The 25,887-nt window shown below is 73.0% G+C and carries 19 protein-coding genes and 1 pseudogene; 9 read left to right on the top strand and 11 right to left on the bottom strand.

From position 1 onward, the window contains the following. A partial coding sequence (locus tag ABT112_RS07735; protein WP_351506695.1) for a 4'-phosphopantetheinyl transferase superfamily protein occupies positions 1 to 414 on the top strand: 414 nt, incomplete at its 5' end. 178 nt (positions 415 to 592) lie between these two features. Here ABT112_RS07735 and ku read toward each other — a convergent pair. Together ku and ABT112_RS07725 are read right to left on the bottom strand one after the other, a co-directional pair. Next, positions 593 to 1,690, bottom strand: coding sequence for a non-homologous end joining protein Ku (gene ku / locus ABT112_RS07730; protein WP_351506693.1), 1,098 nt, complete (start codon positions 1,688 to 1,690; stop codon positions 593 to 595). Between the two features lie 70 nt (positions 1,691 to 1,760). Further along, positions 1,761 to 2,228, bottom strand: coding sequence for a DUF6233 domain-containing protein (locus ABT112_RS07725; RefSeq protein ID WP_351506691.1), 468 nt, complete (start codon positions 2,226 to 2,228; stop codon positions 1,761 to 1,763). 350 nt (positions 2,229 to 2,578) lie between these two features. On the opposite strand from ABT112_RS07725, the gene ABT112_RS07720 reads away from it, so the two are divergent. Then, complete coding sequence (locus ABT112_RS07720) at positions 2,579 to 3,580, top strand: 4Fe-4S domain-containing protein (RefSeq protein WP_351506689.1); 1,002 nt, start codon at positions 2,579 to 2,581, stop codon at positions 3,578 to 3,580. A 182-nt stretch (positions 3,581 to 3,762) separates the two neighbouring features. After that, the gene (locus tag ABT112_RS07715) at positions 3,763 to 4,134 is read left to right on the top strand and encodes a VOC family protein (protein WP_351506687.1); all 372 of its coding nucleotides are present in this window, start codon (positions 3,763 to 3,765) and stop codon (positions 4,132 to 4,134) included. A 141-nt stretch (positions 4,135 to 4,275) separates the two neighbouring features. Here the strand turns inward: ABT112_RS07715 and ABT112_RS07710 are convergent, their stop codons facing one another. After that, positions 4,276 to 4,518: a DUF1059 domain-containing protein gene (locus ABT112_RS07710; RefSeq protein ID WP_351506686.1), complete on the bottom strand. Its 243-nt coding sequence runs from the start codon at positions 4,516 to 4,518 to the stop codon at positions 4,276 to 4,278. Between the two features lie 138 nt (positions 4,519 to 4,656). On the opposite strand from ABT112_RS07710, the gene ABT112_RS07705 reads away from it, so the two are divergent. Beyond that, positions 4,657 to 4,890, top strand: coding sequence for a hypothetical protein (locus tag ABT112_RS07705; protein ID WP_351506684.1), 234 nt, complete (start codon positions 4,657 to 4,659; stop codon positions 4,888 to 4,890). Between the two features lie 208 nt (positions 4,891 to 5,098). On the opposite strand, the gene ABT112_RS07700 is transcribed toward ABT112_RS07705, so the two are convergent. Next, positions 5,099 to 6,001, bottom strand: coding sequence for a class I SAM-dependent methyltransferase (locus ABT112_RS07700; RefSeq protein WP_351506682.1), 903 nt, complete (start codon positions 5,999 to 6,001; stop codon positions 5,099 to 5,101). A 323-nt stretch (positions 6,002 to 6,324) separates the two neighbouring features. Continuing rightward, positions 6,325 to 6,561 (bottom strand): type 2 periplasmic-binding domain-containing protein, encoded by a 237-nt coding sequence (locus tag ABT112_RS07695; RefSeq protein WP_351506680.1) that lies wholly within the window; start codon positions 6,559 to 6,561, stop codon positions 6,325 to 6,327. 491 nt (positions 6,562 to 7,052) lie between these two features. Here ABT112_RS07695 and ABT112_RS07690 point away from each other — a divergent pair, with 491 nt between their 5' ends. After that, on the top strand, positions 7,053 to 8,438 hold the full coding sequence (locus ABT112_RS07690; protein WP_351506678.1) for an FAD-binding oxidoreductase: 1,386 nt from the start codon (positions 7,053 to 7,055) through the stop codon (positions 8,436 to 8,438). A gap of 137 nt (positions 8,439 to 8,575) precedes the next feature. Here the strand turns inward: ABT112_RS07690 and ABT112_RS07685 are convergent, their stop codons facing one another. From ABT112_RS07685 to ABT112_RS07670, 4 genes are all read right to left on the bottom strand, one after another. After that, entirely contained in the window at positions 8,576 to 10,240 is a 1,665-nt protein-coding gene (locus ABT112_RS07685) for an MFS transporter (protein WP_351506676.1), read from the bottom strand. Between the two features lie 284 nt (positions 10,241 to 10,524). Then, positions 10,525 to 12,198: a hypothetical protein gene (locus tag ABT112_RS07680; protein WP_502975274.1), complete on the bottom strand. Its 1,674-nt coding sequence runs from the start codon at positions 12,196 to 12,198 to the stop codon at positions 10,525 to 10,527. Positions 12,199 to 12,550: 352 nt separating this feature from the next. Beyond that, positions 12,551 to 13,387, bottom strand: coding sequence for a VanZ family protein (locus ABT112_RS35325; protein ID WP_502975273.1), 837 nt, complete (start codon positions 13,385 to 13,387; stop codon positions 12,551 to 12,553). A gap of 272 nt (positions 13,388 to 13,659) precedes the next feature. After that, positions 13,660 to 15,744 carry a PhoX family protein gene (locus ABT112_RS07670; protein ID WP_351506674.1) on the bottom strand — a complete coding sequence of 695 codons (2,085 nt, stop codon included), beginning with the start codon at positions 15,742 to 15,744 and terminating at the stop codon, positions 13,660 to 13,662. Between the two features lie 187 nt (positions 15,745 to 15,931). On the opposite strand from ABT112_RS07670, the gene ABT112_RS07665 reads away from it, so the two are divergent. From ABT112_RS07665 to metG, 3 genes are all read left to right on the top strand, one after another. Beyond that, positions 15,932 to 16,219 (top strand): barstar family protein, encoded by a 288-nt coding sequence (locus tag ABT112_RS07665; RefSeq protein WP_351506672.1) that lies wholly within the window; start codon positions 15,932 to 15,934, stop codon positions 16,217 to 16,219. A gap of 440 nt (positions 16,220 to 16,659) precedes the next feature. Continuing rightward, a complete protein-coding gene (locus ABT112_RS07660) occupies positions 16,660 to 18,429 on the top strand; it encodes a VWA domain-containing protein (protein ID WP_351506670.1) in 1,770 nt (589 codons plus the stop codon). Between the two features lie 306 nt (positions 18,430 to 18,735). Continuing rightward, positions 18,736 to 20,466 carry a methionine--tRNA ligase gene (metG, locus tag ABT112_RS07655; protein ID WP_351506669.1) on the top strand — a complete coding sequence of 577 codons (1,731 nt, stop codon included), beginning with the start codon at positions 18,736 to 18,738 and terminating at the stop codon, positions 20,464 to 20,466. A gap of 143 nt (positions 20,467 to 20,609) precedes the next feature. On the opposite strand, the gene aspS is transcribed toward metG, so the two are convergent. Then, a complete protein-coding gene (aspS, locus tag ABT112_RS07650) occupies positions 20,610 to 22,445 on the bottom strand; it encodes an aspartate--tRNA ligase (RefSeq protein ID WP_351506667.1) in 1,836 nt (611 codons plus the stop codon). A gap of 141 nt (positions 22,446 to 22,586) precedes the next feature. Here aspS and ABT112_RS07645 point away from each other — a divergent pair, with 141 nt between their 5' ends. After that, positions 22,587 to 24,824: an ATP-binding SpoIIE family protein phosphatase gene (locus ABT112_RS07645; RefSeq protein WP_502975272.1), complete on the top strand. Its 2,238-nt coding sequence runs from the start codon at positions 22,587 to 22,589 to the stop codon at positions 24,822 to 24,824. On the opposite strand, the pseudogene ABT112_RS07640 reads toward ABT112_RS07645, so the two are convergent. Then, positions 24,734 to 25,852, bottom strand: a pseudogene (locus ABT112_RS07640) (AI-2E family transporter); the annotation flags it as partial. The gene ABT112_RS07645 and the pseudogene ABT112_RS07640 overlap by 91 nt on opposite strands. Between the last annotated feature and the right edge of the window lie 35 nt (positions 25,853 to 25,887).

The raw sequence follows: 25,887 nt of genomic DNA, 5'->3' as shown, positions 1-25,887 counted from the left end.
GAGGGCAGCGCCCTGTCCGAGGGCAGCGCCCTGTCCGAGGGCAGCGCCCTGTCCGAGGGCAGCGCCCTGTCCGAGGGCAGCGCCCTGTCCGAGGGCAGCGCCCTGTCCGAGGGCGGCAGCGTGGCGGACCGGCGCCGGGATTTCCTGCGCTTCTGGTGCCGCAAGGAGGCCGTGGTGAAGGCCCTGGGCGTGGGCATGCGCACCCCGTTCCGCCGGCTGGAGGTGACCGCCCCGCGGGAGCGGGCGGCCGTCGTCGCCTGGTCGGAGCACCCGGAGGCCGTCGGCACCACCCGGCTCTACGAGCTGGACGCGGGTCCGGAGCACGAGGCATGCCTGGCCGCACTGACCCCCGAGCCGCTGACGGTCGTGCCACGCCGGGCGGGGGCGCTGCTGCGGAGCTGGGCAGCGAGCTGATCCCGGCCCGGCCGAGGCCCCGACCGGTCGGGGGTGGGCCGACGGCCTGGGGTGTGGCCGGGCCCGGGCCCGGTGCCGGTCGGCCGAGGCCGGTGCCGGTCGGCCGAGGCCGGTGCCGGTCGGCCGAGGCCGGGGCCGGTCGGCCGGGGCTCCGGCGGGGCGGAGTGCACCGGACGGGTCAGGCGCCCTTGCGGGTTCGTGACGCCGTCTTCTTGGCGGGCGTCGGGGCCGCGGCCTTGCTCGCCGTCTTGCTCGCGGCCTTGCTCGCGGTCTTCTTCGCGGCCTGGTTCCCGGTCTTCCGGCTGCCCGGCGTCGAGGCGGATGCCGAGGCCGGCTTCGAGGACGTGCCGGTGGTGGTCTTCGTGGCGGTCTTCGTGGCGGTCTTCGCTGCTGTCGTCGTGGCGGTCTTCGTCGCCGCCTTCGCGGTCTTCCGCGCTGACGGCTTCGCCGTACCGCCGGACTGCTTCCGGGCGCCCGGCTCCGACGGCTCTTCGCCACGGCTCCGGCGGCTCTTCCGCACACTCTCCTCGAGTGCCGCCATGAGGTCGACGACCTGCGCCGACGGGGCCTCCGTCGCCGGCGGGGGCTCCACCTCACGGCCCTCCAGCTTCGCCGACACCACCCGGACCAGCGCGTCGGTGTAGTCGTCGTGCAGTTCCTCCTCCGGCACCTCGCTCATGCTCGCCATGAGGTCCTCGGCCCGTTGCAGCTCCTCATCGGTGAGCCGGATGTCCTGGTCGGGAGCGAGGCCGGTGTGCGGTCGGATCTCGTCCGGCCAGAGCATCGTGTGCATGGTCAGCGCGCCCTCGTGGATGCGGATCAGGGCGAGCACTTCCTTGCCGCGGAGGGCGACCTTGCCGACGGCCACCTTGCCGGAACGTTCCAGCGCGTCCCGCAGCAGGACGTAGGGCTTGGCCGCGGCCTGGCCGTCCGCCCGCAGGTAGTAGGCGCGGTCGAGCTGGAGGGGGTCGATCTCCTGGCTGGGCAGGAAGGCGAGCAGCTCGAAGGTCTTGGCGGTGGGGATGGGCAGGTGGTCGAAGTCCTCGTCGGTCAGCGGCACGACCTCGTCCCGGGAGACCGGATAGGCGCTGGCGATCTCCTCGCCCGGCACCACGTTCCCGTCGAGTTCGCACACCTTGCGGTTGCGGATCCGGCCGTTGTCCTTGGCGTGGACGCGGTGGAGGGCGATGTCGTGGGACTCGGTGGCGCTCACGACCTGGACGGGGATCGTGACCAGGCCGAAGCTGATCGCACCTCGCCAGATGGGCCGCGGCATGACGTTCCCTTTCTTCGGTTTTGTCATGCTATGCGGGTCATGCGGAGGGTGCAGCCGACGGCTCAGCCGTTCAGACGGGCCGGAGCGCCCGCTCGGGGTGGCAGATGTCGCACGGCTCGACGTCCGGGTCGGCCAGCAGGGCGTACGCCTCCGCGGTGGGCACCCGTTGGTGCGCGGCCCGGGCGTGCCAGCAGTCCCGCCGGTGCAGTCGGCGGGTGGGGCCCGCGGCCGTCCGCCACAGATTCTCGACCTGCCACTGCCGGCCGGAGACCGCCCCGTGCGTCGGCACCGCGGTGTAGTCCTCGCCGGGGATCGGGGTGACACTGGCCGCCGGCGCGCTGAACGCGACAGGTGTGGGCTCGGCGACGGTGCGCCCGTCACCGAGGGTGCCGCGGGCCGTGAGGACGGCCTCCAGCTCGTACCACCAGTGCCCGTCGGGCGTGCGGGTCCGCCCGATGACGATGACGTCGAGCTGCTGGCCGTCGGGGAGGGTGGCCCTGGCCCAGGGGCCCGCCGACGCGTAGCGATCATCCTGCACCGTTCGATTCTAGTTCGAATCATGGAGTGGGGGTCGTTCCTGCTGCTCCCGTTCCCGCCCGTCCCTCCCCGCCGCCAGGGGCCGGTCCCGGCGAGGGGAGCCGGCGGGCCGCCCGAGGCAGGGGGAGAGAGCGCCGAGGGGCCGCCGGTGAGAGCGGAAAGCGGCGGAAAGCAATAGATCCGGCGCCTCTTCCTCTTCTGCGGTGCCGCAGGCAACCCTGAGGAAGGGGGTGGGCGTGCCACCGGGCCGCCCCGGCCACCTGCGCGTCCAGCAGATCCCTGCGCCCCGCGGGCCCATACGCCCCACAGCCCCCGACGCCCGACAGAACCCGTTGCCCTTGAGGAGCCACCATGCATGACGGTCCGCATCCGGCCACTGAGGCGGACGAGGCGCCTGCCCCGGCCCCGGACGGTGTCCGCACCGCGGCCCCGGACCGCGGCGACGTCCCGACCGTGGCGGGAGGCAGGGGAACCGGGACGCCGGACGGCGGCTGGTCCATCGACTCACGCTGCGTCAACTGCGATGTCGCACGCCAGCTCGCCCCGGACCTGATCCGCGAGGCCGACGGCCGCTCCGAGCTCGTCCGGCAGCCGCGCGACCCCGGCGAGACACGGCAGCTGCACGCCGCCGCGCTCGCCTGCCCCACCCGCTCGATCCGCCCGGCCGGCGGGCGGCTCGCGGCCGTCCCGGATCCCTTCCCGCTGGCCCTGAACGACTCCGTCCTCCTGTGCGGGCACAACTCCCCGCAGACGGCCGGCGCCAACTCCTATCTGCTGCGCCGTCCGTCGGGCGGCGCGATGATGATCGACACCCCGCGCTGGAGCGGCGCACTGGGCGCCCGGTACGCGGCGCTGGGCCCCGTCACCGATGTTCTGCTCACCCACCGGGACCACGCCAAGCACGGCCGGCGCTGGGCCGATCACCTCGGCGCCCGGCTGTGGATCCACGAAGGTGATCTCGACGCCGCACCGGACGCCGACCGTGTCCTGCGCGGCACGGACCCCGTGGAGATCGGCGAGGGGGTGACGGCGTATCCGTTGCCCGGGCACACCCGCGGCAGCGTGCTGTTTCTCGCCGACGGGCTCCACTGCTTCAGCGGGGACAGCCTGTACTGGTCGCGCGGCGCGGCCGATCTGGCGGTGACGGAGAGCGTCACCTTCCACTCGATCGAGGAGCTGGGCGCCTCGTTGGCCCGGACGGCCCACCGGCTGCGTTTCGAGTGGCTGCTGCCGGGCCACGGCGACCGCAAGCGGCTCCCGGCGGGGGAGATGGCACAGCGGCTGAACCGGCTGACGGCCCGGGTCGGCCGGCTCCGGCCCCGGCCCGTCGACTTCTCCGCCGTGCGCTGGTGAGAGCGGCGGGCGCGGCGACGGGGATCCGCGTGCGGGAGTGTCCCGATGCCGTCGGCTCGCTGCCGGGTTCCTCGCCGTGCGGGGGTGCGGCCGGCGGGCGAGGATGGAGCCGGTCCGGTGGGTGCCCCCGCGCCTGGTCGGAGGGTGCGGGGATGGCGCCTGCGGCAGACGGGAGGTCGGGCATGTTCGGCAGCACCAAGGCGTTCAGCGGGTTCGCCGTGAACGATGTACAGCGCGCCAAGGACTTCTACGGCACGACTCTCGGCCTGCGGGTGTCGGAACTGGACGGCCTGCTGATGCTGCACATCGAGGGCGGCACGGAAATCCTGATCTACCCCAAGGAGGACCACACCCCCGCGTCGTTCACCGTTCTCAACTTCCCGGTGGACAACATCGAACGGGCTGTGGACGCGCTGACCGCGAAGGGCGTGACCATCGAGCGCTACGGCGCCTTCGAGACCGACGAGCGGGGCATCTTCCGGGGCGGCGGCCCGTACATCGCATGGTTCAAGGACCCCGCCGGGAACGTGCTGTCCGTCCTCCAGGAACGCTGACCACGCGCCCGTAGCTGGCCAGGGGCGGGGTCCCGGTCCCGGTCCGGAGGCCCACCGCCGGGGCCCCGTCCGTCCCGCACCGTCGGGGCCGCCCCGTCGGGGCGGGGATCCGGATCCCCTGGTTCCGAGCGGGCCGGCGGGCTACAGGTCGAAGATCTCGCCGTGCGGAGGCGGCGGCCCCGACAGGGGGAACGCGGGCACCCGCTCGTCCTCGATCATCGCCTTGATCTCGCGGCGCAGCTCCGGGGTGTCGGTGTGCCGGTGCACCGACACCGCGTGCTCGACCGCCGCGCGGAGCACCTCTTCCTCCGTGTCACCGGAGATGGTGAGCGTGCAGTCCGACTCGCTGGGGAGCTTCCGGCAGTCGGCGACTTTCCTGGTCATGACGGCCTCCTCGACGTTCGGCTCCTCTCCTCAGGCTAACCCTCACGGAAGCCGCCCATCGGGATGAAAGGGACGGCCCCGGGCGTGAGCGGATGAGGGCGGGATGCGACGGGACCGCTCCGGCTCCACGCTGGAGACATGAGCGACACCAGTCCCCTGGATGCACCTGCGCCGGTCGTCGTCTGGGGCCCGGAGCCCGACGACCCGCCGTTCCGTCTGGTCGAGGTCAACGGCGCGATGGCGGGCAAGGCGCACGGCATTGCGGACGTGGTCACCTTCATCCTGCGGGCCGGGCTGACAGACTTCGACGTGGAGGACCCGATGGTCGTGCGCTGGGTGAACGGCGGTCCGTACGACTGGATGCCTCACTGACCTCGGGACATTCCACTCCCTCGGTCCACTCGGCCCCATCCGTCGGCCGAAGTCCGTCCGACGAAGTCCGCCCGCCGACGTCCGCCCGCCAACGTCCGCCCGCCAACGTCCGCCCCGGCTCGTCGCTCCACCGGGCTTGCCGCTGCCGCACGCTGCCGCCGACCTGCGGACCCCGGGCCTGCGGACCCCGGCGGGAACGCGCCCGCGCCTATCGCCGGTGCCGGCGGATCGCGCGGGTCAGGGCCGGGGGCAGGAGGTCGGCGGCCAGCCGGTGGGCGCGTGAGGGCCGGCGGGGAGTGCCGTTCGACGTGGCGCGGTCCGGGCCGCCGTGTCCGGAGGGGGCCTCGTGGGCGAACCGGGACACCGGAGCCGCCGGCACCTCGGGGCGTCCCGAGAAGCGCAGGACCCGCCGGCCCGCGATCTCCTGCCTGCTCAGATGCGTTCCGCGCCGCCACTCCTCGTCGGCCAGCAGCGCCTCCTGGATCGGCTCGGGGTCGCCCCAGGTGCCGTAGAGCTTCTGGGTGCTGAGGCAGACCGGTCGCAGCCCCCGGTTGAAGACCGCCTCCCAGACGGCCGCCGCCACTCCCGGCGTGTGCTCGGAGCGGTAGTCGTCGAGCACGACGAGGCCGTCGGGCACCAGAGCGCTTCGGGCCGTAGCGATGTCGCCCGCCACGTGCTCGTACAGATGCGAGGCGTCGACATGGACGAACCGGCATGAATCCGGCTCGACATGGGCCGGGACCACCGAGGTGGGGCCCTGTATGACGTCGGGCAGCGTGTCGTGAAAGGCCAGGTAGTTCTGCTCGAAGGCGAGCCGGGTGAGGGTCGGGTAGGACTTCCGGGCCTCGGCCGCGTTCCGCTCGTCCGGGGCGGGACCGTCGAACAGGTCGCAGACCGTGAAGCGCTCGCCCTCCCGCAGGAAACCGGCGGTGAAGATCGCGCTCTTGCCCATGAAGGCGCCCAGTTCCATGAGGTCCCCACGCACGTCGAGGCGTTCCTGGCGGGACAGAAAATAATGGAAGAGCACCTGGTCGAGGCTGGGAAACCAGCCCTTGACGTCATTCAGCCGACAGGGGCGCTGCGTTGTCGCGGGAGTGAGGCTCGCCGTCATGTGTCGTCCTCGCTGGGGCAGGGAACGGGCGGAATCCGCCGCCACCGTAAAGGCCGAAAAGCATCGCTCAACCGTCGGTCATGTGTGTTTTGTGTGCCGGTCGCGACGGGTGATCAAGGGTCGTCACGGGTTCATCCCGCGGCCGGCCGGGGTTGGCCGCGCGGTTGCTCCCTGATCGGCCCGGCCGGCTGACAGCCCAGTCCGGCCACCCGAGCTCACTCGCGCCCCGCCACAGGAGACCGACCCCGTGCCCGCCCGCACGGGCACCGTTCCCGGGCCCCGGAAGCGGCCGCGGGCCCGGCGGGGGCCCGCGCGGCGGCCGGTCAGCGCAGGGTGCGGCGGTAGGCCAGGACGCTGGGCAGGGTGAGATAGCGGCGGTCCACACCGCCGCTCTCGCATTCGAGCTCGCCCGCGTCGATCAGCGCGGCGACGCGGTGGACGCCCAGGCCGAGCAGTCCGGCCGCCGTCCGTACCGTGACGCTCATCCCGGCGAAGACCGGCGGAATCGGCCCGTGGCCGCCGTCGCCGGGCGGTCCGGCGGAACACTGCCCCCCGAGCATCCGTGCCCCTCCCCCTCGTTCCACGGGACGGCACGCCGTCCCCACGCCCCGCCCCTGCCTCTCAGGTGCCGTTCGAGCGCTCGGTGCGTGCCTCACGGAGGTTCCCCGGCCCCTCGGACGGTGCCGGTCGCGCAGGTCCTGGCGTTCCGCCCGGCCCGTCCGGGCGGGCGTCTCCCCTCGCCCGGTCTCCCCGAGCAATCGGGCGGCAGACCGGGCCGTCCCAGCGGCCACGCACCCCGGCGGTCACCTGACGCGACGCACCACCGGGCATGGCCCTCCGGGCACGCCACCGGAGGAGACGGGTGTGCCGGCCGTGGCGTTCCACCGGGGGACGGAGGAATACGTCACACGGAAGACCTCACAGGGACGGCAGCTCAGGGCGGGGGCGGCGGCGACGCCTCCGGCCCCATTGGTCCGATATGCCGGGTTCCATCGGCCGGAGTTACGGTCGAAGAGGAGAGATCCGACCTCCCGCGGAAGAGGCACGTGCCATGGCTTCCGAGATCCTCGGCACCACAACCGCCCTGACGGACCTGCGCACCGGCTTCACGGGGGAGGTGATCACACCCGACGACGCCGCGTACGACGACGCCCGGACGGTCTTCAACGCGATGATCGACCGGCGGCCCGCTGTCATCGCCCAGTGCGCGACCCCGGAGGACATCGCGAGAGCCCTCCGCTTCGGTCGGGAGCTGGGCCTGGAGATCGCGGTGCGCGGCGGGGGACACAGCGTCGCGGGCATGGCCCTCACCGAGGGCGGCCTCGTCGTCGATCTGCGGCGGATGAACGCGGTGGCCGTGGACCCCGAGGCCCGCACGGCCCGGGTCTCCGGCGGCGCCACCATGAGCCACCTCGACCGGGCGGCCGAACCGCACGGCCTGGCGACCACCGGCGGCCGGGTGTCCACCACCGGGGTGGGCGGCTTCACCCTCGGCGGCGGATCGGGCTGGCTGGACCGCAAGTTCGGGCTCGCCTGCGACAACCTGCTCTCCGTCAGCCTCGTGACCGCCGACGGCAGCACCGTGCGGGCGGACGAGGACGAGAACCCGGAACTGTTCTGGGCCCTCCACGGCGGCGGCGGGAACTTCGGCGTGGCGACCTCGTTCACCTTCCGCATGCATCCGCTCCCGGCCGTGACCGCGATGATCCTGATGTGGCCCGCCGACGCCGGCCCCGAAGTGGCGCGCGCCTACCGCGACTTCCTGGAGTCCGCACCGGACGAGGTCGGCGGCGGATTCATCTACTTCACCGGGCCGCCCGAGGAGTTCGTGCCCGAGGGGCTGGTGGGGCGGCTGGTCTGCGCGGTCCTGGTCACCTACGCGGGCGGGGAGGCGGCGGCCCGCGCGGTCGCGGCCCCGGTCCTGGAGCTCGGGCACGCGGCCGAGATGATCACCGAACTGCCCTACGCCGAGCTGCAGTGCATGCTCGACGACCCGCCCGGCTGCCGCAACTACTGGTCCGCGGAGCACCTGGACAGCTTCCCGGACGAGGCGGTGGACCTGTTCTGCGCCCGCGCCTCCGACATGATCGTGCCGTCCCCCTCCCAGCACGTGCTCTTCCCGCAGGGCGGCGCGACCGCGCGGGGCAACCCGGACTACCCCGTCCCCTGGCGGAACGCGTCCTGGGTGGCCCATCCGTTCGGACTGTGGGAGGACCCGGCCGACGACGAGCGGGGCCGGCGGTGGGCGCACGACATCCGTGCCGACCTCCGGCCGTGGTCCAGCGGGGCCGTGTACCTCAACTTCATCGGGAACGAGGGCGAGGAACGGCTGATCTCCGGCTTCGGGCCCGAGAACTACCGCCGGCTCGCGGCGGTGAAGGCCACCTACGACCCGGACAACGTCTTCCGGCTCAACCACAACATCACGCCGGCGTGAGCGCGTGAGAGTGAGGCCGGAGCCGAAGCCGGCGTGACGAGCGGAGCCGAAGCCGGCCTGAAGCCGGGTTCGCGGCGCTCCGGCCGAGTTCAGGGCACTCCGGCAGGCGCCGGCCGCAGTGCCGTGAACGGCCGGACTCACTCCGACGACCGGTGTCCGCCCTCGTCGCCCGGCGCCGCGTCGTCGGCCGCCGCCGAATCCGCGGCAGCTGTATCCGCGGCCGCCGCTTCCCCGGACGCTTCCCCGGACGCTGCCGAGGGGGTTCCGGCGGCGGCGCCGCCCCGGAGGCGTTCGAGGTCGGAGGCCCGGACCTGGATGACGAACAGGGCGATCAGCGCCGCGACGATCGTGAACGCGGCCGAGGCGATGAACGCCGTGGAGACGCCCGTGGCGAGCACCTGGTCTCCCCAGGGCGCCGGCAGCTCGCCGGTGCGCTGGAACTGTGCGCGTTCCGAGGGGGTCGCCTGGGCGAGGAACGCCGGGACCTGCTCGGTCGCCTCGTTCCGGCTCGCCGTACCGAAGACCGTGACCAGGATGGACAACCCGAGCGAGCCGCCCACCTGCTGCGTCGCGTTGAGCATGCCGGACGCCGCGCCCGACTCCTGCGGGGCGACCCCGGAGACCGCCATCAGGGTCAGCGACACGAACTGCATGCCCATGCCCAGTCCGAAGATCAGCATCGGGCCGAGGACACTGCCCGCGTACGTACTGTCCACATCGGTCTGCGTCAGCCAGGACAGGCCCCCCGCGGCGAGGATCGCGCCGACCACCATGAACGGCTTGGGGCCGTACTTCGGCAGCAGTTGGGACGTCGTTCCCGCGCCCACCGCGATCACCGCGCTCACCGGCAGGAACGCCAGCCCGGCCTGGAGCGGGCTGAAGTTCAGCACGTTCTGCACGAAGAGCGTGAGGAAGAAGAACATTCCGAAGATCGCCGCGGCGAGGCTGAGCATCATGCCGTACGAACCCGCGCGGTTGCGGTCGCGGAACATCTTCAGCGGGGTGATCGGCTGTCTGGAGCGCCGCTCGATGGTGAGGAAGGCCGTGAGCAGGACAATGGCCGCGCCGAAGGCGACGAGGGTCAGCGGATCGCGCCAGCCGTCCTCCGACGCCCGGATGAAGCCGTAGACCAGCGAGGCCATACCGGCCGTGGAGGTCAACGCACCCGCGAAGTCGAAGTGACCGGCATGCCGCTCGGACTCCCTGATGTGGCGGGGCGTGGCGAAGGCGATGAGCAGCCCGATCGGCACATTGACGAAGAACACCCAGCGCCAGTCGAGCCATTCGACGAGGATGCCGCCCATGAGCAGGCCGATCGCGCCGCCGCCCGCGGAGACGGCCGCGAAGACGCCGAACGCCCGGTTGCGCTCCGGGCCCTCCCGGAAGGTCGTGGTGATCAGGGCCAGCGCGGTGGGGGACGCGATCGCACCGCCCACGCCCTGCAGGGACCGGGCGGCCAGCAGCTGGGGGGCGTTCTGCGCGAGACCGCCGAGCAGGGAGGCGAGCACGAACAGCAGCACGCCGAAGATGAACACCCGCCTCCGGCCGAGGATGTCACCGAGCCGTCCGCCGAGGAGCAGCAGACCGCCGAAGGTCAGCGTGTAGGCGTTGATGACCCACGACAGGCTCTCGGTCGAGAAGCCGAGGGAGCTCTGGATGTGCGGGAGCGCGATGTTCACGATGGTGATGTCGAGGACCACCATCAGCTGACAGGACGCGATGACGAGGAGCGCAATGGCGCTGCCGCCGCCCCGTTCCGGGGCTTCGGCAGAACCGGCGGATGTGGAGTGGGAGCTCGTCATGGTCTTCCCGCGCTCACGACGGCGACGATCGGGTGCGTTCCCGTGGTGATCAGGCACGTTCCGGTGATCAGGCACGTCCGCGGCCCCTGATCGGGCCTCACCCCTGACCGGGCCTTCCACGACCCGTGATCGGGAACTTCTACGACCCTAAGCCCGCCTCCGGGGGCCCACCACTCGAACGGCCCACAGCCCGGTGCCCGTCCCGCCGGTCGCTTCCGGGCCGGTCGGACCGGGGTCTCGCTGAACCGGACGGACCAGGAACGGGCCGCTCGGCACCGGACCGGTCACGGCTTGGCGGACGGCGACACCCAGGCCCGGTACCGCCCGTTCCCCGACAGCGGCGGCAGCGGGACGACGCGCCATCCGCGGGAGTAGGAGGGCGGCGGCGCGTTCCCGGTCCCGAGGTGGACCACGGGCCGGCGGCCGGCCACGTCGAGCAGTTCCGCCGGGGTGATGCTGCGGTCGTTCCCCCGGATCTGCCGCGAGGAGCAGCCGGTGCGGAACGCGATCCGGACGGCCTCGTGCCCGCTGATCACACAGGGCGCCCGCACCCCCTGCCGGTGCAGTCCGGCGGCGATCCGGTCGACGGACTCCCGGGTGACGCGGGCGCGGGACACCATGCTCCGCAGCACCGCGTACTGCACGGCGAGGTGCCCGGCCAGGGCGAGGACCAGCACGCCGACGACCACCGGACGCAGCCCCGGCCGCACCCCCGCCACCATGCTGACCAGGCACAACGCCACCGGCAGGGCCAGCAGGGCGTACACCGGCAGCAGGAAGCGGGGCGCGGCGTAGTCGATCAGCAGCAGATAGGGCACGGCGAGGAACAGTCCGGTGACGACGGGCAGCAGGGCCACGGCCGTGCGGCGGGCGCGGGCCGCGGCGACGACCCCGCCCGCGGCGAGCAACGGCAGCGCGAACCACCAGGCCGCAGTCGCCGGGTGCCGCCACGGCACCTCGCACGGCCTGCACAGCGAGCGCCCCTCCAGGGCGCGCACCTGGTCGTCGACGGCGAAGTGCAGGCCCATACCGCCCTGGACCTCGCCCGCCCGCTCCAGCCGGGCGAACAGCCCGCCGTACCGGACGTACGCCTCGATGATCCACTCGGCGCTGCCGGCGAGCACCCCCGCCGCCAGCACCAGCAGCACCACCGGACGCCGCCAGGCGCGTACGCACAGCGCGGCGACGGCGAGCGGCAGGGCCAGCCAGAACGCGTCCGCGGGGCGCATCAGCGCGGTGAACGCCACCGCGCAGCCCAGCCCGGCCAGGGCACGGCGGTCCACGCGTCCCGGGCCGGCCGGCCGAGCTGTGAGGTCCGGGCCGGCCGGACGGTCTGAACCGGACGAACGGCCAGGGTCCGCCGGGCGGCCAGGGTCCGCCGGACCGGCTCCGGCCCGGCGGGCCCCGTCCTGGCAGGCCCGGACGGGGCCGTCCTCACCCGCCCCGGCCGGGCGGCTCCGGACGGCGCGCAGGAAGCATCCGGTGGCGAACAGCGCCCCGTACGCGACCCACAGATTGGGCATGGCCTGCGGCCCGTAGTACAGGGTGATCCACAGCAAGGCGAAGAGCGCTCCGGCGAGGGCGAGCACCGGGGCGGGCAGCAGCCGCCGCCACACCCACAGGGCGAGCAGGAGTCCCAGGCCGGAGAGCACCGCCAGATACACCCGGAGCACGGTGACCGACGTGGTCAGCTCGGTGACGGGCGCGACGAGGAAGCTGATGCCCCGGGCGCGCGGCGCGCTGAAGAACGCGGCGGGGGCATGCGGGCTGACCTGGCTGATGTAGACCGTCTCGTCCCAGCCTAGGCCGATGCCGGGCATCACCAGGACGAGCTGGGCGAGGGTGAACGCGGCGGCGACGGCGGCGAGCAGGGGCAGCGGACGGGTCGCCGGACGGCCGCCCGGGCGGGTGCCGGATCCTCGCCGGCCGGGGCCGACGGCCAGACTCGCTGGGTGCATGACCGACCTCGCCGTACCTCGGACGCGTGGTCGGATCCCGGAAGGGCGCGGACTCCCACGGCGTGTGCGGATGAGCTCGGCTCCACGCTCCGCCGGGCGCACCGGGACGGCCAGGCGGGAGAGGCAGTCGGCGCAACGATGCCCCCGAAGGGGTACGGCGGCGTCCACGCCGGTGACCGGCCGCCCGGCACGGCGTCCCTCCGCACCGCGGCCGGGGGCGAGCCTCGCCGTGACCAGGGGCGAGCCGCGCCGCGACCGGGCAGCCGATGACCGGGGCCGGGCCTCGGCCAATGACCGGGTGGGCCTCAGCCGACGAGCGGGCCCGGGCCTCAGCCGATGACCGGGCCGGGCCTCAGCCGGTGACCGGCCGCCCGGTGAAGCGGTGCCACCAGTGGGTGCGGCGCGGGTGCACCGCCCGGCCCAGCCGCCGCCCGAGCAGCAGGTAACCCAGCAGCGCGCCGGAGGTGTTGAGGATGACGTCGTCGATGTCGAACGCCCGTCCGGTGACCAGCGCGCCCTGCACCAGCTCGACCAGGACCATCACCACGGCGGTGGCGACGCCGACCCGCAGCAGCCCGCGGGCGCGGGGCACCAGCACCGGCAGCAGCAGCCCGAACGGGACGCCCAGCACGATGTTGCCGCCGATCTGCTTCACCGTGTCGCGGAAGGCGGGCTGGGAGACGTAGTCGCGGATCGAGTCGCCCGGCCGGAGGTTGCTGTGCGTCAGCGGCTCCGAGGCCGACGACGGGACCAGGGTGAGCTTGGCCAGGACGACCGCGAAGCCCACCATCGCGGCGAACGCCACCAGCATCAGCAGCACCCGGACCGCGGTGGGGGTACGCGGTGCCGCGGCGGCGGGCTCCCGCTCCACGCCCTGCGGGCGCCCGGGCCACCAGGCGCGGAGAGCTCCCCGCCGGGACGCGTCGCCGCTCCGGGACGCCGTCGCCCGCCCACCGCGCGCGCCCGTCCGGTTCCTCCCGGACGCCCCGCCCCGCCCGAAGACCGTGCCCCGCCCGGAGGCCTTGTTCTTCGCTGCCGCCGCGCCCTTCCCCGAGGTCACGCCCGTCCTCGACGCCGTGCCCGTCCCGGACGTCCCACTCTTCCCGGAAGCCCCGCTCTTCCCGGACCCCTTGCTCTTCCCGGAAGCCTTGCCGATCTCGTAGCCGAACAGCACCACTCTGCGTGCCATGAGGTACCCCAAGTCCGGGGCGGATCCGTGGTGGGGGCACGGGATTCCGCCGCTGCCATTGCCGGTGTCGCCTCACTCGCGGTTACCCGGAGTCCGGCACGGCACGCGCCCCGCCTCGGCGGCCCGGGGTTCGGCGGCGGGCAGGGGCCACTGCCCGTCCGGGGCGATCGAGCAGCACACACGGACGAGGCGACCGGTCCGGAAGGGCCTCGTCCGGCCGCGGCGCCCCCTCACCCCCCGGACGGGATGAGGGGGCGCCGCGGCCGTTCCGTTCAGACGCCGATGTCGCGGCCGTCCCGGCGCCACACCGTGACGACCGACGGGCGCACCAGCGTGCCGGGCCCGTCCGGCCAGGTCGACGCGGGCTTCTCGACGCTGGCGCCGTCGACCTCGCCCGGATGCTGCACCGCCACCAGGACCCTCTTGTCCTGCACGACCGGACCGCAGGTCTCGGCGCCCTTGGGGACGGTGAGGAACTGCCGCACCTCGCCGCGCCGCTCACCGGCCGTCGCCACGCCGAACAGCCCGTCGTGGCTGCCCAACGCGTTGCCGTCGGTGGAGATCCAGAGGTTGCCGTACGCGTCGAACGTGATGTTGTCCGGGCAGGAGATCGGGCTGACGTGCTCCTTGGGGAAGCCGCCGAAGTAGGTGGCCGGGTCCTCCGGGTCGCCGCACACCAGGAACAGCCGCCAGGAGAAACGCTTCGCCGCCGGGTCGTCCCGCCGCTCGGCCAGCTCCAGCACCTGGCCGTGCTTGTTGCCGTTGCGCGGGTTGACCTCGTCGGCACCGGCCTTGCCCGGCTTGCCGCGGTCGGTGTTGTTGGTCAGCGCGACATAGACCCGTCCGGTGCGCGGGCTCGGCTCCACGTCCTCGGGCCGGTCCATCTTGGTGGCGCCCGCCTTGTCCGCGGCGATCCGGGTGAAGACGTACACCTCCTCGGCCGTCATGCCCTCCACGTAGGAGGTGTCGCCGCTCGCCAGCGGGATCCACTCGCCGGTCCCGTCGAACCGGCCGTCCTCCGGGAGCTTGCCGGAGCCGTCGATCTCCCCGGCCGGGCTGTCGCCGGTGAACTTCGCGACGTAGAGGGTGCCCTCGTCCAGCAGCGTGCGGTTGTGCTCCCGGGCGGCACTGCCGGTGCCGCGCATCATCCGCTTGGCGGAGACGAACTTGTAGAAGTAGTCGAACCGCTCGTCGTCCCCCATGTAGAGAACGGGCCGGCCGTCGTCGGTGAGCCGCGGCTCGGCGGCCTCGTGCTTGAAGCGGCCCAGGGCGGTGAGCTTCCGCGGCGTGGAGTCCGGGTCGTACGGGTCGATCTCGACGACCCAGCCGAAACGATTGCTCTCGTTCGGCTCCCGGGCCACGTCGAACCGCCGGTCGAACCGCTCCCACTTGCGCTCCGAGGCACCGCCGGTGATGCCGTAGCGCTTGAGGCGGGCCGCCGTCTCCGGGTCGGTGACGGATCCGCCGTTGGCGAAGTACTGGTTGACGTTCTCCTCGCCGGACAGCACGGTCCCCCAGGGGGTGATGCCGCCGCCGCAGTTGTTGAGCGTGCCGAGGATCCGGGTGCCGGTGGGGTCCGCGGAGGTGCGCAGCAGCTTGCTGCCGGCCGCCGGGCCGGTCACCTCGAACGGTGTCGTGGCGGTGATCCGGCGGTTCAGCCGGTGGCGGGGCACCGCCGTGAGCTTCCCGGACCGGCGCTCCTCCGCCGCGACGAGGACGGACAGCCCGTGCGCCGCCCAGCCGATCTCCGCCTGCTCCCGGGTGGGGTCGTCCGGGTCGTAGTGGGCGAACATCAGCTGCTCGTCGGTGTACTCGTGGTTGATCACCAGCAGTTGGCGGCCGCGCTCGCCCGGCACGTCCAGCACGGCCATGTAGTCGTTGTTGTAACCGAACTGGCCGGCCTGCGCCTTCGCCGACTGCCGGTCGGGGTCGAAGGCGGGCGCCCCGCGCAGGATCGGGTCGCCCCAGCGGATCAGGATGTTCTTTGCGTACCCCTCGGGGACGGTGACCGCGTCCGTGGTGTTCGGCCCGACCAGGGGGAACCGCAGGCCGCGGGCGGCCCGGTTCGCCGCCTGTCCGGCCCGGTCCGCCGCGCCGGCCGTGCCCGCCGGGGCCGCGGCGCGGGCCTGCGGTGCCTGCCCGGTGGCGGTGGCGCCGGCCGCGGCGGCCACGGTGACGACCGCGCCCGCCCGCAGCAGCGAACGGCGCGACAGGGCCTCGGCCACCACATCGCCGAGGTAGGCGTTCCCACTGGTGTTCGGCACCTCGTGGAAACAGGCATCGCCGCAGCGGTAGCGGCAGGTCATCGCGGAACGTCCGCCCGGGTGCGAGCTGATCAGCGGCAGCAGTCTGCGCACGTCTTCCCCTCCGTAGGGCCCTCACCGGCGCAGCGCGCCGACATGATGTCGGAATAGGTCCGCGGTGACGCTAGGGGTGCGGTCCCGCTCCTGGGAGGACTGCGGGTGAACGCACGATGAACGAGGACGGACGGACCAATTCCGCCCTCCCGCACGGACGTTGGCACGAGCCACTACGATCCGCGTCATGACCGACGAGTTGCTGATCGATCTGCGCGGCCGGGACCTGGGGACCCTGGACGCGTTCTGGGACGCCGTCCGGGAGCCCTGCGCGCTGCCCGCCTGGTTCGGCCGGAATCTCGACGCCTGGTGGGACGTCATCGAGTCGCGCGGGATCTCACGTGTGATCGACGCCCATGAAGTCCTCGTCGTACAAGCGGACACGGCAGGTCTCTTCGCTCCGGACAATCCGGAGGGGAAACGACTCGCCGGGCTGTTCGCGGAAGCCACCCGCGCCCGGCTGGAACTCGCTTGAGCCCATTCCCGTGCGCCGTCCGGACATTGGCGGCGGACCGCGGCCGGAGCCGCGAGAACCACGGAGCGGCGCGGCACCGGAACATACCTGATGAGCCCCGCCCGTCAGCGGATTTCTCCGGCTGTCGATCCTGCTATTCGGTTTCTGCATGAGCGTTCCATTTCCCGGCCCGCATCGCGCCGCCCGCCCGGCGGGAACGCCCCCTTCGAGCACAATCGGGTCTCGTTCATTGGCCCGATCCGCATCACCCGGCGTCAAAACCGGAGCCTGACGAACAGATACCGGTAGCCTTACGTGTCCGTCCTGGTCAGGGACGAATTCCCGCACCGCGGACATTCATCGCACCCGATACGTGTGAAGGGCTTAATCCCATGGGCATTCGGAGTCTGCTGCGGAATGCGTTCGGCCGGTCGCGGGCGACCGGGAACGATGAGCCGACCGTGCCGGAGGCACGTGGCGCCGAGGCGACGACGGGCGGGACGGCGGACGCCGCCCCCACCGCCACCGCGCCGGTCCCGGCTCAGTCGACGCCGGCCGAACCCGCATCCGCGTCCCCGCAGCCGGAGAAGAGCGATTCCCACCTCGCCGCCTTCGACAGCGGCGCCACGGAGCCGGCCCCGCGGCAGGAGCCGGCCGCCCGGCAGGATCCGGCGGCCGAGGACCGGCGGGCCGACGCACGCCGGCAGGAGGGCACCGCCTCCGCCGGGACGCCCGGGGCCGACCGCGCGGCGGCGCCGGCGGACACCGCGTCCGCCGCCGTGCCCGCCCAGGCAGCGTCGCCCGACCCCGAGACCGAGCCCGAGACCGCGGAGGCGGCGCAGCCGGAGGCCCTGGCCGTGCCCGCGCAGGCCAAGCCGGTCGAGGAGCCCCGGAACACCCAGGTGCCCGCCCAGGCCGAGCCCGCGGACACGGAGCCCGCCCCGGCCGCGAGCACGGAGCAGACGGACAGCGCCGCAGCGGACGCCGTCACCGGGCCGGAAACCGTCACCGAGCCCGAGCCCGAGCCCGTCGCCGAGCCGGGGGCCGCCGACGCCCAGGCGTCGGAGCCCCTCGCCCCCGCGGAGCCGGGGGCCGTCACCACGCCCGCGCCCGAGGCCACCGCCGAGGCGGTCGCCGCTCCCGCGGCCGAGCCCGCGCCCGAGGCCACCGCCGAGGCGGTCGCCGCTCCCGCGGCCGAGCCCGCGCCCGAGGCCGCCGCAGAGCCGGAGCCGACGCCGGAGACCGCTGCCACCGCGGAGCCGGAGGCCGTCGTCACCCCGGAACCGCAGGCCGTCGTCGCCGCGGAGCCGGAGGCCGCTCCCGAGCCGGATGCCGCCACCGCCCCGGAGACCGCTCCCACGCCGGAGCCCCTCGCCGCCCCGGAGCCCGAGGCCGCCGCCGCGGACCGGGCCGAGCCCGTCACGGCCACGCCCACCGAGGCGGAGCCCGCCACCGCGGAGCCCGTCGCCCACGAGGCCGCCGAGGCCGTCGAGGCCGCCCCGGCCGGTTCCGCCGGCGCCATCTCGCTCACCAAGATCGAGGAGTCCGCGCCGGGCCTGGTCAGCCTCTACAAGAGCGCCGGCTCCGCCCTCGGCGCCCAGGGCCTCACCGGGACGCGCGCCGCCGTCTACCTCGTGCTCGACCGCTCCGGCTCCATGCGCCGGTACTACAAGGACGGCACGGTCCAGCACCTCGCCGAGCAGACGCTCGCGCTCTCCGCCCACCTCGACGACGACGGGACCGTCCCCGTCGTGTTCTTCTCCACCGACATCGACGGCACCGCGGACGTCTCCCTGGACGACCACTCCGGCCGGATCGAGACCCTGCACTCCGGCCTCGGCCACATGGGCCGGACGAACTACCACCGGGCCATCGAGACCGTCGTCGAGCACTACCAGAAGTCCGGCACCACCGCCCCGGCCTTCGTGATCTTCCAGACGGACGGCGCCCCCACGTCCAAGCCCGCCGCGGAAAAGGCGATCTGCGAGGCCGCCGGGCTCCCGATCTTCTGGCAGTTCATCGGGTTCGGCGAGCCCGACGCGAAGGGCTTCGACTTCCTGCGGAAGCTCGATGTGCTGACCGTCCCCGACCGGCGCCCGGTGGACAACGCCGGCTTCTTCTCCGCCGGTGCCGACCCGCTGACCGTCGCCGACGCGGAGCTCTACAGCCGGCTCACGGCCGACCTCCCGCAGTGGCTGACCGAGGCGCGCGCCGCCGGCATCCTGCGCTGACGTGCGCCGCGGAACCGTCCGCGGCCGGCCGCCGCACACCACCGGCCGGCCGCGGACCTCCGCACGGCGCACCCGTACCTCACCCCTGGATCCCACCCCCGGGCCTCGCCCCACGGCGGGCATCCGGCGGGGCATCCGCACCCGCACCCACGGGGCGTACCTCGGGGCCTACCACGGGAAAAAGCGTGCGGAAAAAGGGGGCGCGGACGGCCCCCGGGGGTCCAGTACGATATTGACAGCCTGTAGACGCTGTATTCCGATGAACTACGGGCCTCACTCCGCGTCACGAATTGGGAGCAGCCGGCAATGGCTCGACACCTCATCACCAGCGCCCTTCCGTACATCAACGGGATCAAGCACCTGGGCAACATGGTGGGGTCCATGCTCCCGGCCGATGTCTATGCCCGCTATCTGCGGCAGCGCGGCCACGACGTGCTCTACATCTGCGCCACCGACGAGCACGGCACCCCGGCCGAGCTGGCCGCCAAGGAGGCGGGCCTGCCCGTCGGCACCTTCTGCGGGCAGCAGCACGACGCGCAGAAGGCGATCTACGACGGGTTCGAGCTGGCCTTCGACTACTTCGGCCGCAGCTCCTCGCCGGAGAATGTGGAGATCACCCAGCGCTTCGCCCGCAGCCTGAAGGAGAACGGCTTCATCGAGGAGCGTTCGATCCGTCAGGTGTTCTCCGTCGCCGACGACCGCTTCCTCCCGGACCGCTACATCGTCGGCACCTGCCCGCACTGCGGCTACGACAAGGCGCGCGGCGACCAGTGCGAGAACTGCACCCGGGTGCTGGACCCGACGGACCTGATCGACCCGCGCTCCGCGGTCAGCGGCAGCAGCGACCTCGAGGTCCGCGAGACCAAGCACCTCTTCCTCCTCCAGTCCAAGCTGCAGCCCGAGGTGGAGGCCTGGCTGGAGGGCAACGGCAGCAAGGACTGGCCGACGCTGGCCTCCTCCATCGCCCACAAGTGGCTCACCGAGGGCCTCAACGACCGCGCGATCACCCGCGACCTGGAGTGGGGCGTTCCGGTCCCCGCCGACACCTGGCCCGAGCTCGCGGCCGAGGGCAAGGTCTTCTACGTCTGGTTCGACGCCCCGATCGAGTACATCGGCGCGACCAAGGAGTGGGCGGACGCCGACCCGGAGAGCCGCGACTGGAAGTCCTGGTGGTACGAGGCGGACGACGTCCGGTACACGGAGTTCATGGCGAAGGACAACGTCCCGTTCCACACGGTGATGTTCCCGGCCATGCAGCTGGGCACCCGTGAGCCGTGGAAGAAGGTCGACTACGTCAAGGCCTTCAACTGGCTGAACTACTACGGCGGGAAGTTCTCCACCTCCCAGAAGCGCGGCATCTTCACGGACGCCGCCCTGGAGCTGCTGCCGGCCGACTACTGGCGTTACTTCCTGATGGCGAACGCCCCCGAGTCCGACGACACCTCCTTCTCCTGGGAGCTGTTCTCGTCCGTGGTCAACAAGGACCTCGCGGACACCCTCGGCAACTTCGTCAACCGGGTGCTGTCCTTCTCCCGCAAGCGCTTCGGTGACGAGGTGCCCGCCGGGAAGGAGGCCGGGGAGGCCGAGGTCCGGCTGGGCGAGGAGATCGCCCGCCTGCTGTCCGAGTACGAGGGACACCTGGAGGCGCTGCAGTTCCGCAAGGCCGCTCAGTCCCTGCGGGCCCTGTGGAGCGCGGGCAACTCCTACCTGGAGGAGAAGGCCCCCTGGCTGGAGATCAAGACCGACCAGGAGGCCGCGGCCCTCACGCTGCGCACCGCGATGAACCTGATCCACCTCTACTCGGTGGTGTCCGAGCCGTTCATCCCGGCGTCGGCGAAGGCGATGCGGTCGGCGTTCGCGCTGTCCGACGACGCCCGGACCTGGGTGACGGCCGGCGAGGCGACGTCCCTGGACTCCCTCCCGGCGGGCACCGGGTTCACCGTTCCGCCGGTGCTCTTCGCCAAGATCTCCGAGGAGGACCTGGAGAGCTACCGCGAGCGCTTCGGCGGCGCGGAGACCGACGAGTCCGCGGAGTGACCCGTCCCGTCGCGGCGTGACACCCCGCGTCCCGCCGCAGGACGCGTACCGCACGACGACGAGGGGCCCGAACCATCCGGTTCGGGCCCCTCGTCGTTGTCCGTCCCGGCCGGACGGTCCTCCGTCCGGCCGGGGAGCGGGTGTTACTTCGCGCTGTCCGCCTCGAGCTTCTCGGCGCCGGACTGCTCGTCCGTGCCCGCCGACTTGGCCTTGGCCTGCTTGACCACGGGCTTGCGGACGGTGAGGTGCAGCTCCTTCAGCCGGGCCTCCTCCACCTCGCTCGGCGCGCCCATCAGCAGGTCCTGCGCGTTGCCGTTGAGCGGGAACGCGATGGTCTCGCGGATGTTCGGCTCGTCGGCCAGCAGCATCACGATGCGGTCGACGCCGGGGGCGATGCCACCGTGCGGCGGGGCGCCGAAGTGGAACGCGCGCAGCATGCCGCCGAACTCGCGCTCCACCTCCTCCTTGGAGTAGCCGGCGATCTCGAAGGCCTCGTACATGACCTCGGGCTCGTGGTTCCGGATGGCGCCGGAGGAGAGCTCGACACCGTTGCAGACGATGTCGTACTGCCAGGCCAGGATGTCGAGCGGGTCCTTGGTGCGGAGCGCCTCGAGGCCGCCCTGCGGCATGGAGAACGGGTTGTGGGAGAACTCGATCTCGCCGGTGTCCTCGTTCCTCTCGAACATCGGGAAGTCGACGATCCAGCAGAAGCGGAAGACGTTCTCCTCGAAGTGGCCGGCGCGCTTGGCCGCCTCGACCCGGACCTCCGACATGATCTTGGAGACCTCGTCGAATTCGCCGGCGCCGAAGAAGACCGCGGTGCCGGGCTTGCCGTCGACCTCGGCGAGCAGCTTCTCGACATCGGCCTCGCTGAGGAACTTGGCGATCGGGCCGGTGATGCCGCCGTCGTCGCCGATCCGGATCCAGGCCAGGCCCTTCGCGCCCTTCTCGACGGCGAACTCGCCCATCTGGTCGAAGAACTTCCGGTTCTGCCCGGCGGTGTCCGGCACCGGCAGCGCCCGCACGTGCTTGCCCGCGAAGGCCTTGAAGCCGCTGTCGGCGAAGACGTGCGAGACGTCCACCAGCTCCAGCTTGGCCCGCAGGTCCGGCTTGTCGCTGCCGTACTTCAGCAGCGCCTCGCGGAACGGGATCCGCGGGAACGGCGAGGTGACCTCACGGCCCTGGCCGAACTTGTTGAACAGGTCGGTCATCACCTTCTCGATGACCTGGAAGACGTCCTCCTGCTCGACGAAGCTCATCTCGACGTCGAGCTGGTAGAACTCGCCCGGCGAGCGGTCCGCGCGGGCGTCCTCGTCGCGGAAGCAGGGCGCGATCTGGAAGTACCGGTCGAAGCCGGCGATCATCAGCAGCTGCTTGAACTGCTGCGGCGCCTGCGGCAGCGCGTAGAACCTGCCGGCGTGCAGCCGGGACGGGACCAGGAAGTCCCGGGCGCCCTCGGGGGACGTCGCCGAGAGGATCGGGGTCGCCATCTCGTTGAAGCCGAGCGCGGTCATCTCCTCACGAATGGTGGCGATGACGGCCGACCGCAGCATGATGTTGCGGTGCATGCGCTCCCGGCGCAGGTCGAGGAAGCGGTACTCCAGGCGCCGCTCCTCGTTGACCCCGTCCTCCGGGTAGACGGTGAACGGCAGGGCGTCGGCGGCGCCGAGCACCTCGACGTCGGAGACCTCCACCTCGATCTCACCGGTGGGCAGCTCGGGGTTGACGTTGTCGGCGCCCCGGGCGAGGACCGTCCCGTCGACCCGGACGACGGTCTCCTTGGTGATGCCGCTCAGCGCCTCGTACGCCGCGGTCTCGGGCCGGACGACCAGCTGCACCAGACCGTAGTGGTCGCGGAGATCGATGAAGAGGATGCCGCCCAGGTTCCGACGGTTGTGCAGCCAGCCGCTCAGCCGCACGTCGGCGTCGACGTCGGCGGCACGGAGCTCGCCGCAGGTGTGGGAACGGTACCGATGCATCGCTCATCCAAGTCGTCAGGTCGTGGTGTGCCGCCCCTGGGGGCACTCGTCGGCCTAGCGAAGGCCGTATGCAAGGGTACCGGCACACCTCCGGCGCCCGGCCGCTCGTCAAAGCTTTGGAAAGCCTCATAAAGTGGTGCAATGCGCACCGAGGACGTCCTGGCCGCCACCGCGACCGGCCTCTGGCGCTGGGACAACGCCTCGGGGACGGTGACCGTCGACGCCGAGGCCGCCCGGCTGCTGGGCCTGTCGGCGGTTCCCGCCACCCTCTCCGTGTCGGCCGTGCGCTCCCGCTTCCACCCCGTCGACTGGGTCGAGATCAACGGTGTGGTGAATCTCGCGGTCGCCGAGGGGACCCTCGCCGAGATGCGGCTGCGCATCATGGGCGACGACGGCAAGGTGCTGCGCACCGTCCGCGCCCGGACCCGCCCCGACGCCCAGCAGCACGAGATCGTCGGCACCATCCAGGAGGTCGCCGAGCCGCAGCCCGGCACCGCCGCCGCGGCCCGCACCCGGGTCACCGGCGACTGGCGGCGCTCCCGCGAGGCGTTCCTCCTCGACGCGGGCCGGGCGCTGGCCGAGGCCCGCTCCACCTCCGAGGTGCTGCGGGTGGCCGCGGCCCTCTCCATGCCGGGCTTCTCCCCGGACGGGCTCGCCGTCTTCGGGGTGGAGGGCGACCGGCTGAACGTCATCGGCCACCACGGCTACGGCGACGGCGACGAGCGCCCCTTCGTCCACATGGGGCTGAACACCGACTACCCGGCCGCCGAGGTGGTGCGCACCGGACGGGCCGTATATCTGCCCAGCCCCGAGGAGTACCGGCGCCGCTTCCCCGGCACCTGGCCGCTGTCCGCCCCCTACCACCGGCAGTCCTGGGCGTTCCTCCCGCTGATCGTGGCGGGCCGCACCATCGGCGCCTGGATGGCGGCGTTCCGCTACCCGGTGACCTTCACCCCCGACGAGCGGTCGGTCCTCACCACCGTCGCCCGGATGCTGGCGCAGGCGCTGTCCCGGGCCAGCGTCCAGGAGTCCGAACGCGAACTGGCCAGCGGCCTGCAGCGCAGCATGCGGCCCACCGTCCAGCCCGACATCCCCGGGATGACGGTCGCCGCACGCTACGTGCCGACCGGCGGCGGCCTCCAGGTCGGCGGCGACTGGTACGACATGATCCCGCTGCCGTCCGGCCGCATAGCCCTGGTCATCGGGGACGTCCAGGGGCACGACGTGCGGGCCGCCGGGCTGATGGGCCAGCTGCGGATCGCGCTGCGCGCCTACGCCGCCGAGGGCCACCGGCCGGACGCCGTCCTCTCCCGGGCCTCCCGCTTCCTGTCCGGTCTGGTCGACCAGTGGCCCGACGGGGAGGGCGGGCCCGACCCGCGCTTCGCCACCTGCCTCTACATCGAGGTCGACCCCGAGACCGGCACCCTCGACGTCGCCCGGGCCGGCCATCCGGACATCGCGACCCGGATGAGCGACGGCACCATGCTGGTCCGGCCGACCGCCGGCGGGCTGCCGCTGGGCATCGACCCGGACACCGACTACCCGACCACCCGGCTGACCCTGGAGCCGGGCGAGCTGATGATGGTCTGCACCGACGGGCTGATCGAGACCGGCGGCCACGACCTGGAGAGCGGCTGGCGGCGGCTGCGCGGGGTCATCGAACAGCACGCGGGCGAGGACCTGGAGTCCCTAGCCGACGGGCTCGTCCAGGCGGTGCACGGGCCGTCCTCGCACCACACCACCGGCCCGCTCGCCGACCGCCGCGAGGACGACATCGCGCTCCTCCTGCTCTGCCGCAACGCCCCGGGCTGCGGCTGCCACCCCGCCGAGGGCCCGGCCCCGCGGCCGCTGCGCCGGACGGTCCTCACCATCGCGCAGGCCGAGCCCGAGCGGGTCGCCGGCGTCCGGCACGAGCTGCGGGAGCTGCTCCACGACTGGGCGGACCCGGAGCAGGTCGACTCGGCGGTGCTGATGGTCTCGGAGATGGTGACCAATGTGCTGGTCCACACCGACGGCGACGCCCTGATGGTCGCCGAGGCGGCGGGCGAGCGCTCGTCCCGGAAGCTGCGGGTCGACGTCTCGGACGCCAGCGACGAGCTGCCGCACCGCCGCCGTCCCGGCGAGATGGCCTCCTCGGGACGCGGGCTGCTGCTGATGGAGCTCCTCGCCGACTCCTGGGGCGTGGACCCGCGGGGCGAGGGCAAGTGCATCTGGTTCGAGCTCTACGAGGGTTCGCCCGGTTCGGCGGACGGGCCCTCGCCGGACGGTCCTTCGCCGGAGGGGCTTTCGCCGGACGGGCCCTCGCCCGACGGCTCCTCACCCGACGGCGGCGGCGACGGCCCCTCACCGGACGGCGACGGCTCCGGCCCCTCCTCGTAGGCCTCCCGGAGCGCACCGAGCACCCCGAAGGCGGCCGCGGCGATCGGCACCGCGAGCAGCATGCCGAGGATCCCGGCCAGCCCGGCCCCCGCGGTGATGGCGACCATCACCATCGCGGGGTGCATCTGGACGGTGCGGCTCTGGATCATCGGCTGGAGCACATGCCCCTCCAGCAGCTGCACGGCCAGCACCACGCCCACCGCCCACAGGGCGATGACGAAGCCCCGGTCGGCGAGTGCGACCAGCACCGCGACGGTGCCGGAGATCAGCGCGCCCAGATAGGGGATGTAGGCGCCGACGAAGACCAGCGCGCCGAGGCCGACCGCGCCGGGCACCCGCAGGATCAGGAGCCCCGCGGTGATGCACACCGCGTCGATGAAGGCGATCAGGGTGGTCCCGCGCATGAAGCCCTCGACGGCCCCGAAGGCGATCCGGGCGACGGCCTCCACCCGGGGGCCCGTCCCGCGGGGCGCGAGGGTGTGGAGGGTGCGCGCGGCCCGGTCGGAGTCGCGCAGGAAGAAGAAGGTCAGCAGCAGGGCGAGCACGGAGGCCGCGAAAAGCTGCCCGACGACGCTGAGCCCGGACAGCAGCCCGGACGCGGCGGACCCGCCGAACTTCCCCACCAGTTCCTTCGCCTTCGAGGCGAGGTCGTCGAGCGAGGTGCCGGCCAGATCGAGGTGGTCGCCGATCTGCCGGGCGACCGTCCGGACCGAGTCGACGATCTGGTCCCCGGAGTCGATCAGCGCGCTCACCACGATGTATCCCGCGCCGCCGACCACGCCGACCAGGGCGAGGCAGGTCAGCCCGGCGGCCAGGGAACGGGAGAGGCCCAGCCGGACGAGCCGGCGGTGCAGCGGCCCGAGCAGCGCGGTGCCGAGCAGCGCGAGCAGCACGGGCACGAGGGCGTCCCGCAGCACCACGCAGAGCCAGATCGCCACCGCGCCGACCCCCGCGACGAGCAGCGCCACGGCGCACCAGGCCGCGGTCCTGCGCGCCGCGCGCGGAAGCAGAGGCGGGTCGTTCGCCACCTCCCCAGCCCACCACGGGCGCGCCGGGCCATCCC

This window comes from Streptomyces sp. NPDC002055, assembly GCF_040296705.1.
Lineage (GTDB): Bacteria > Actinomycetota > Actinomycetes > Streptomycetales > Streptomycetaceae > Streptomyces.
The sequence above is the reverse complement of the archived record's forward strand: the minus strand, read 5'-3'. Positions and strand labels throughout refer to the sequence as shown.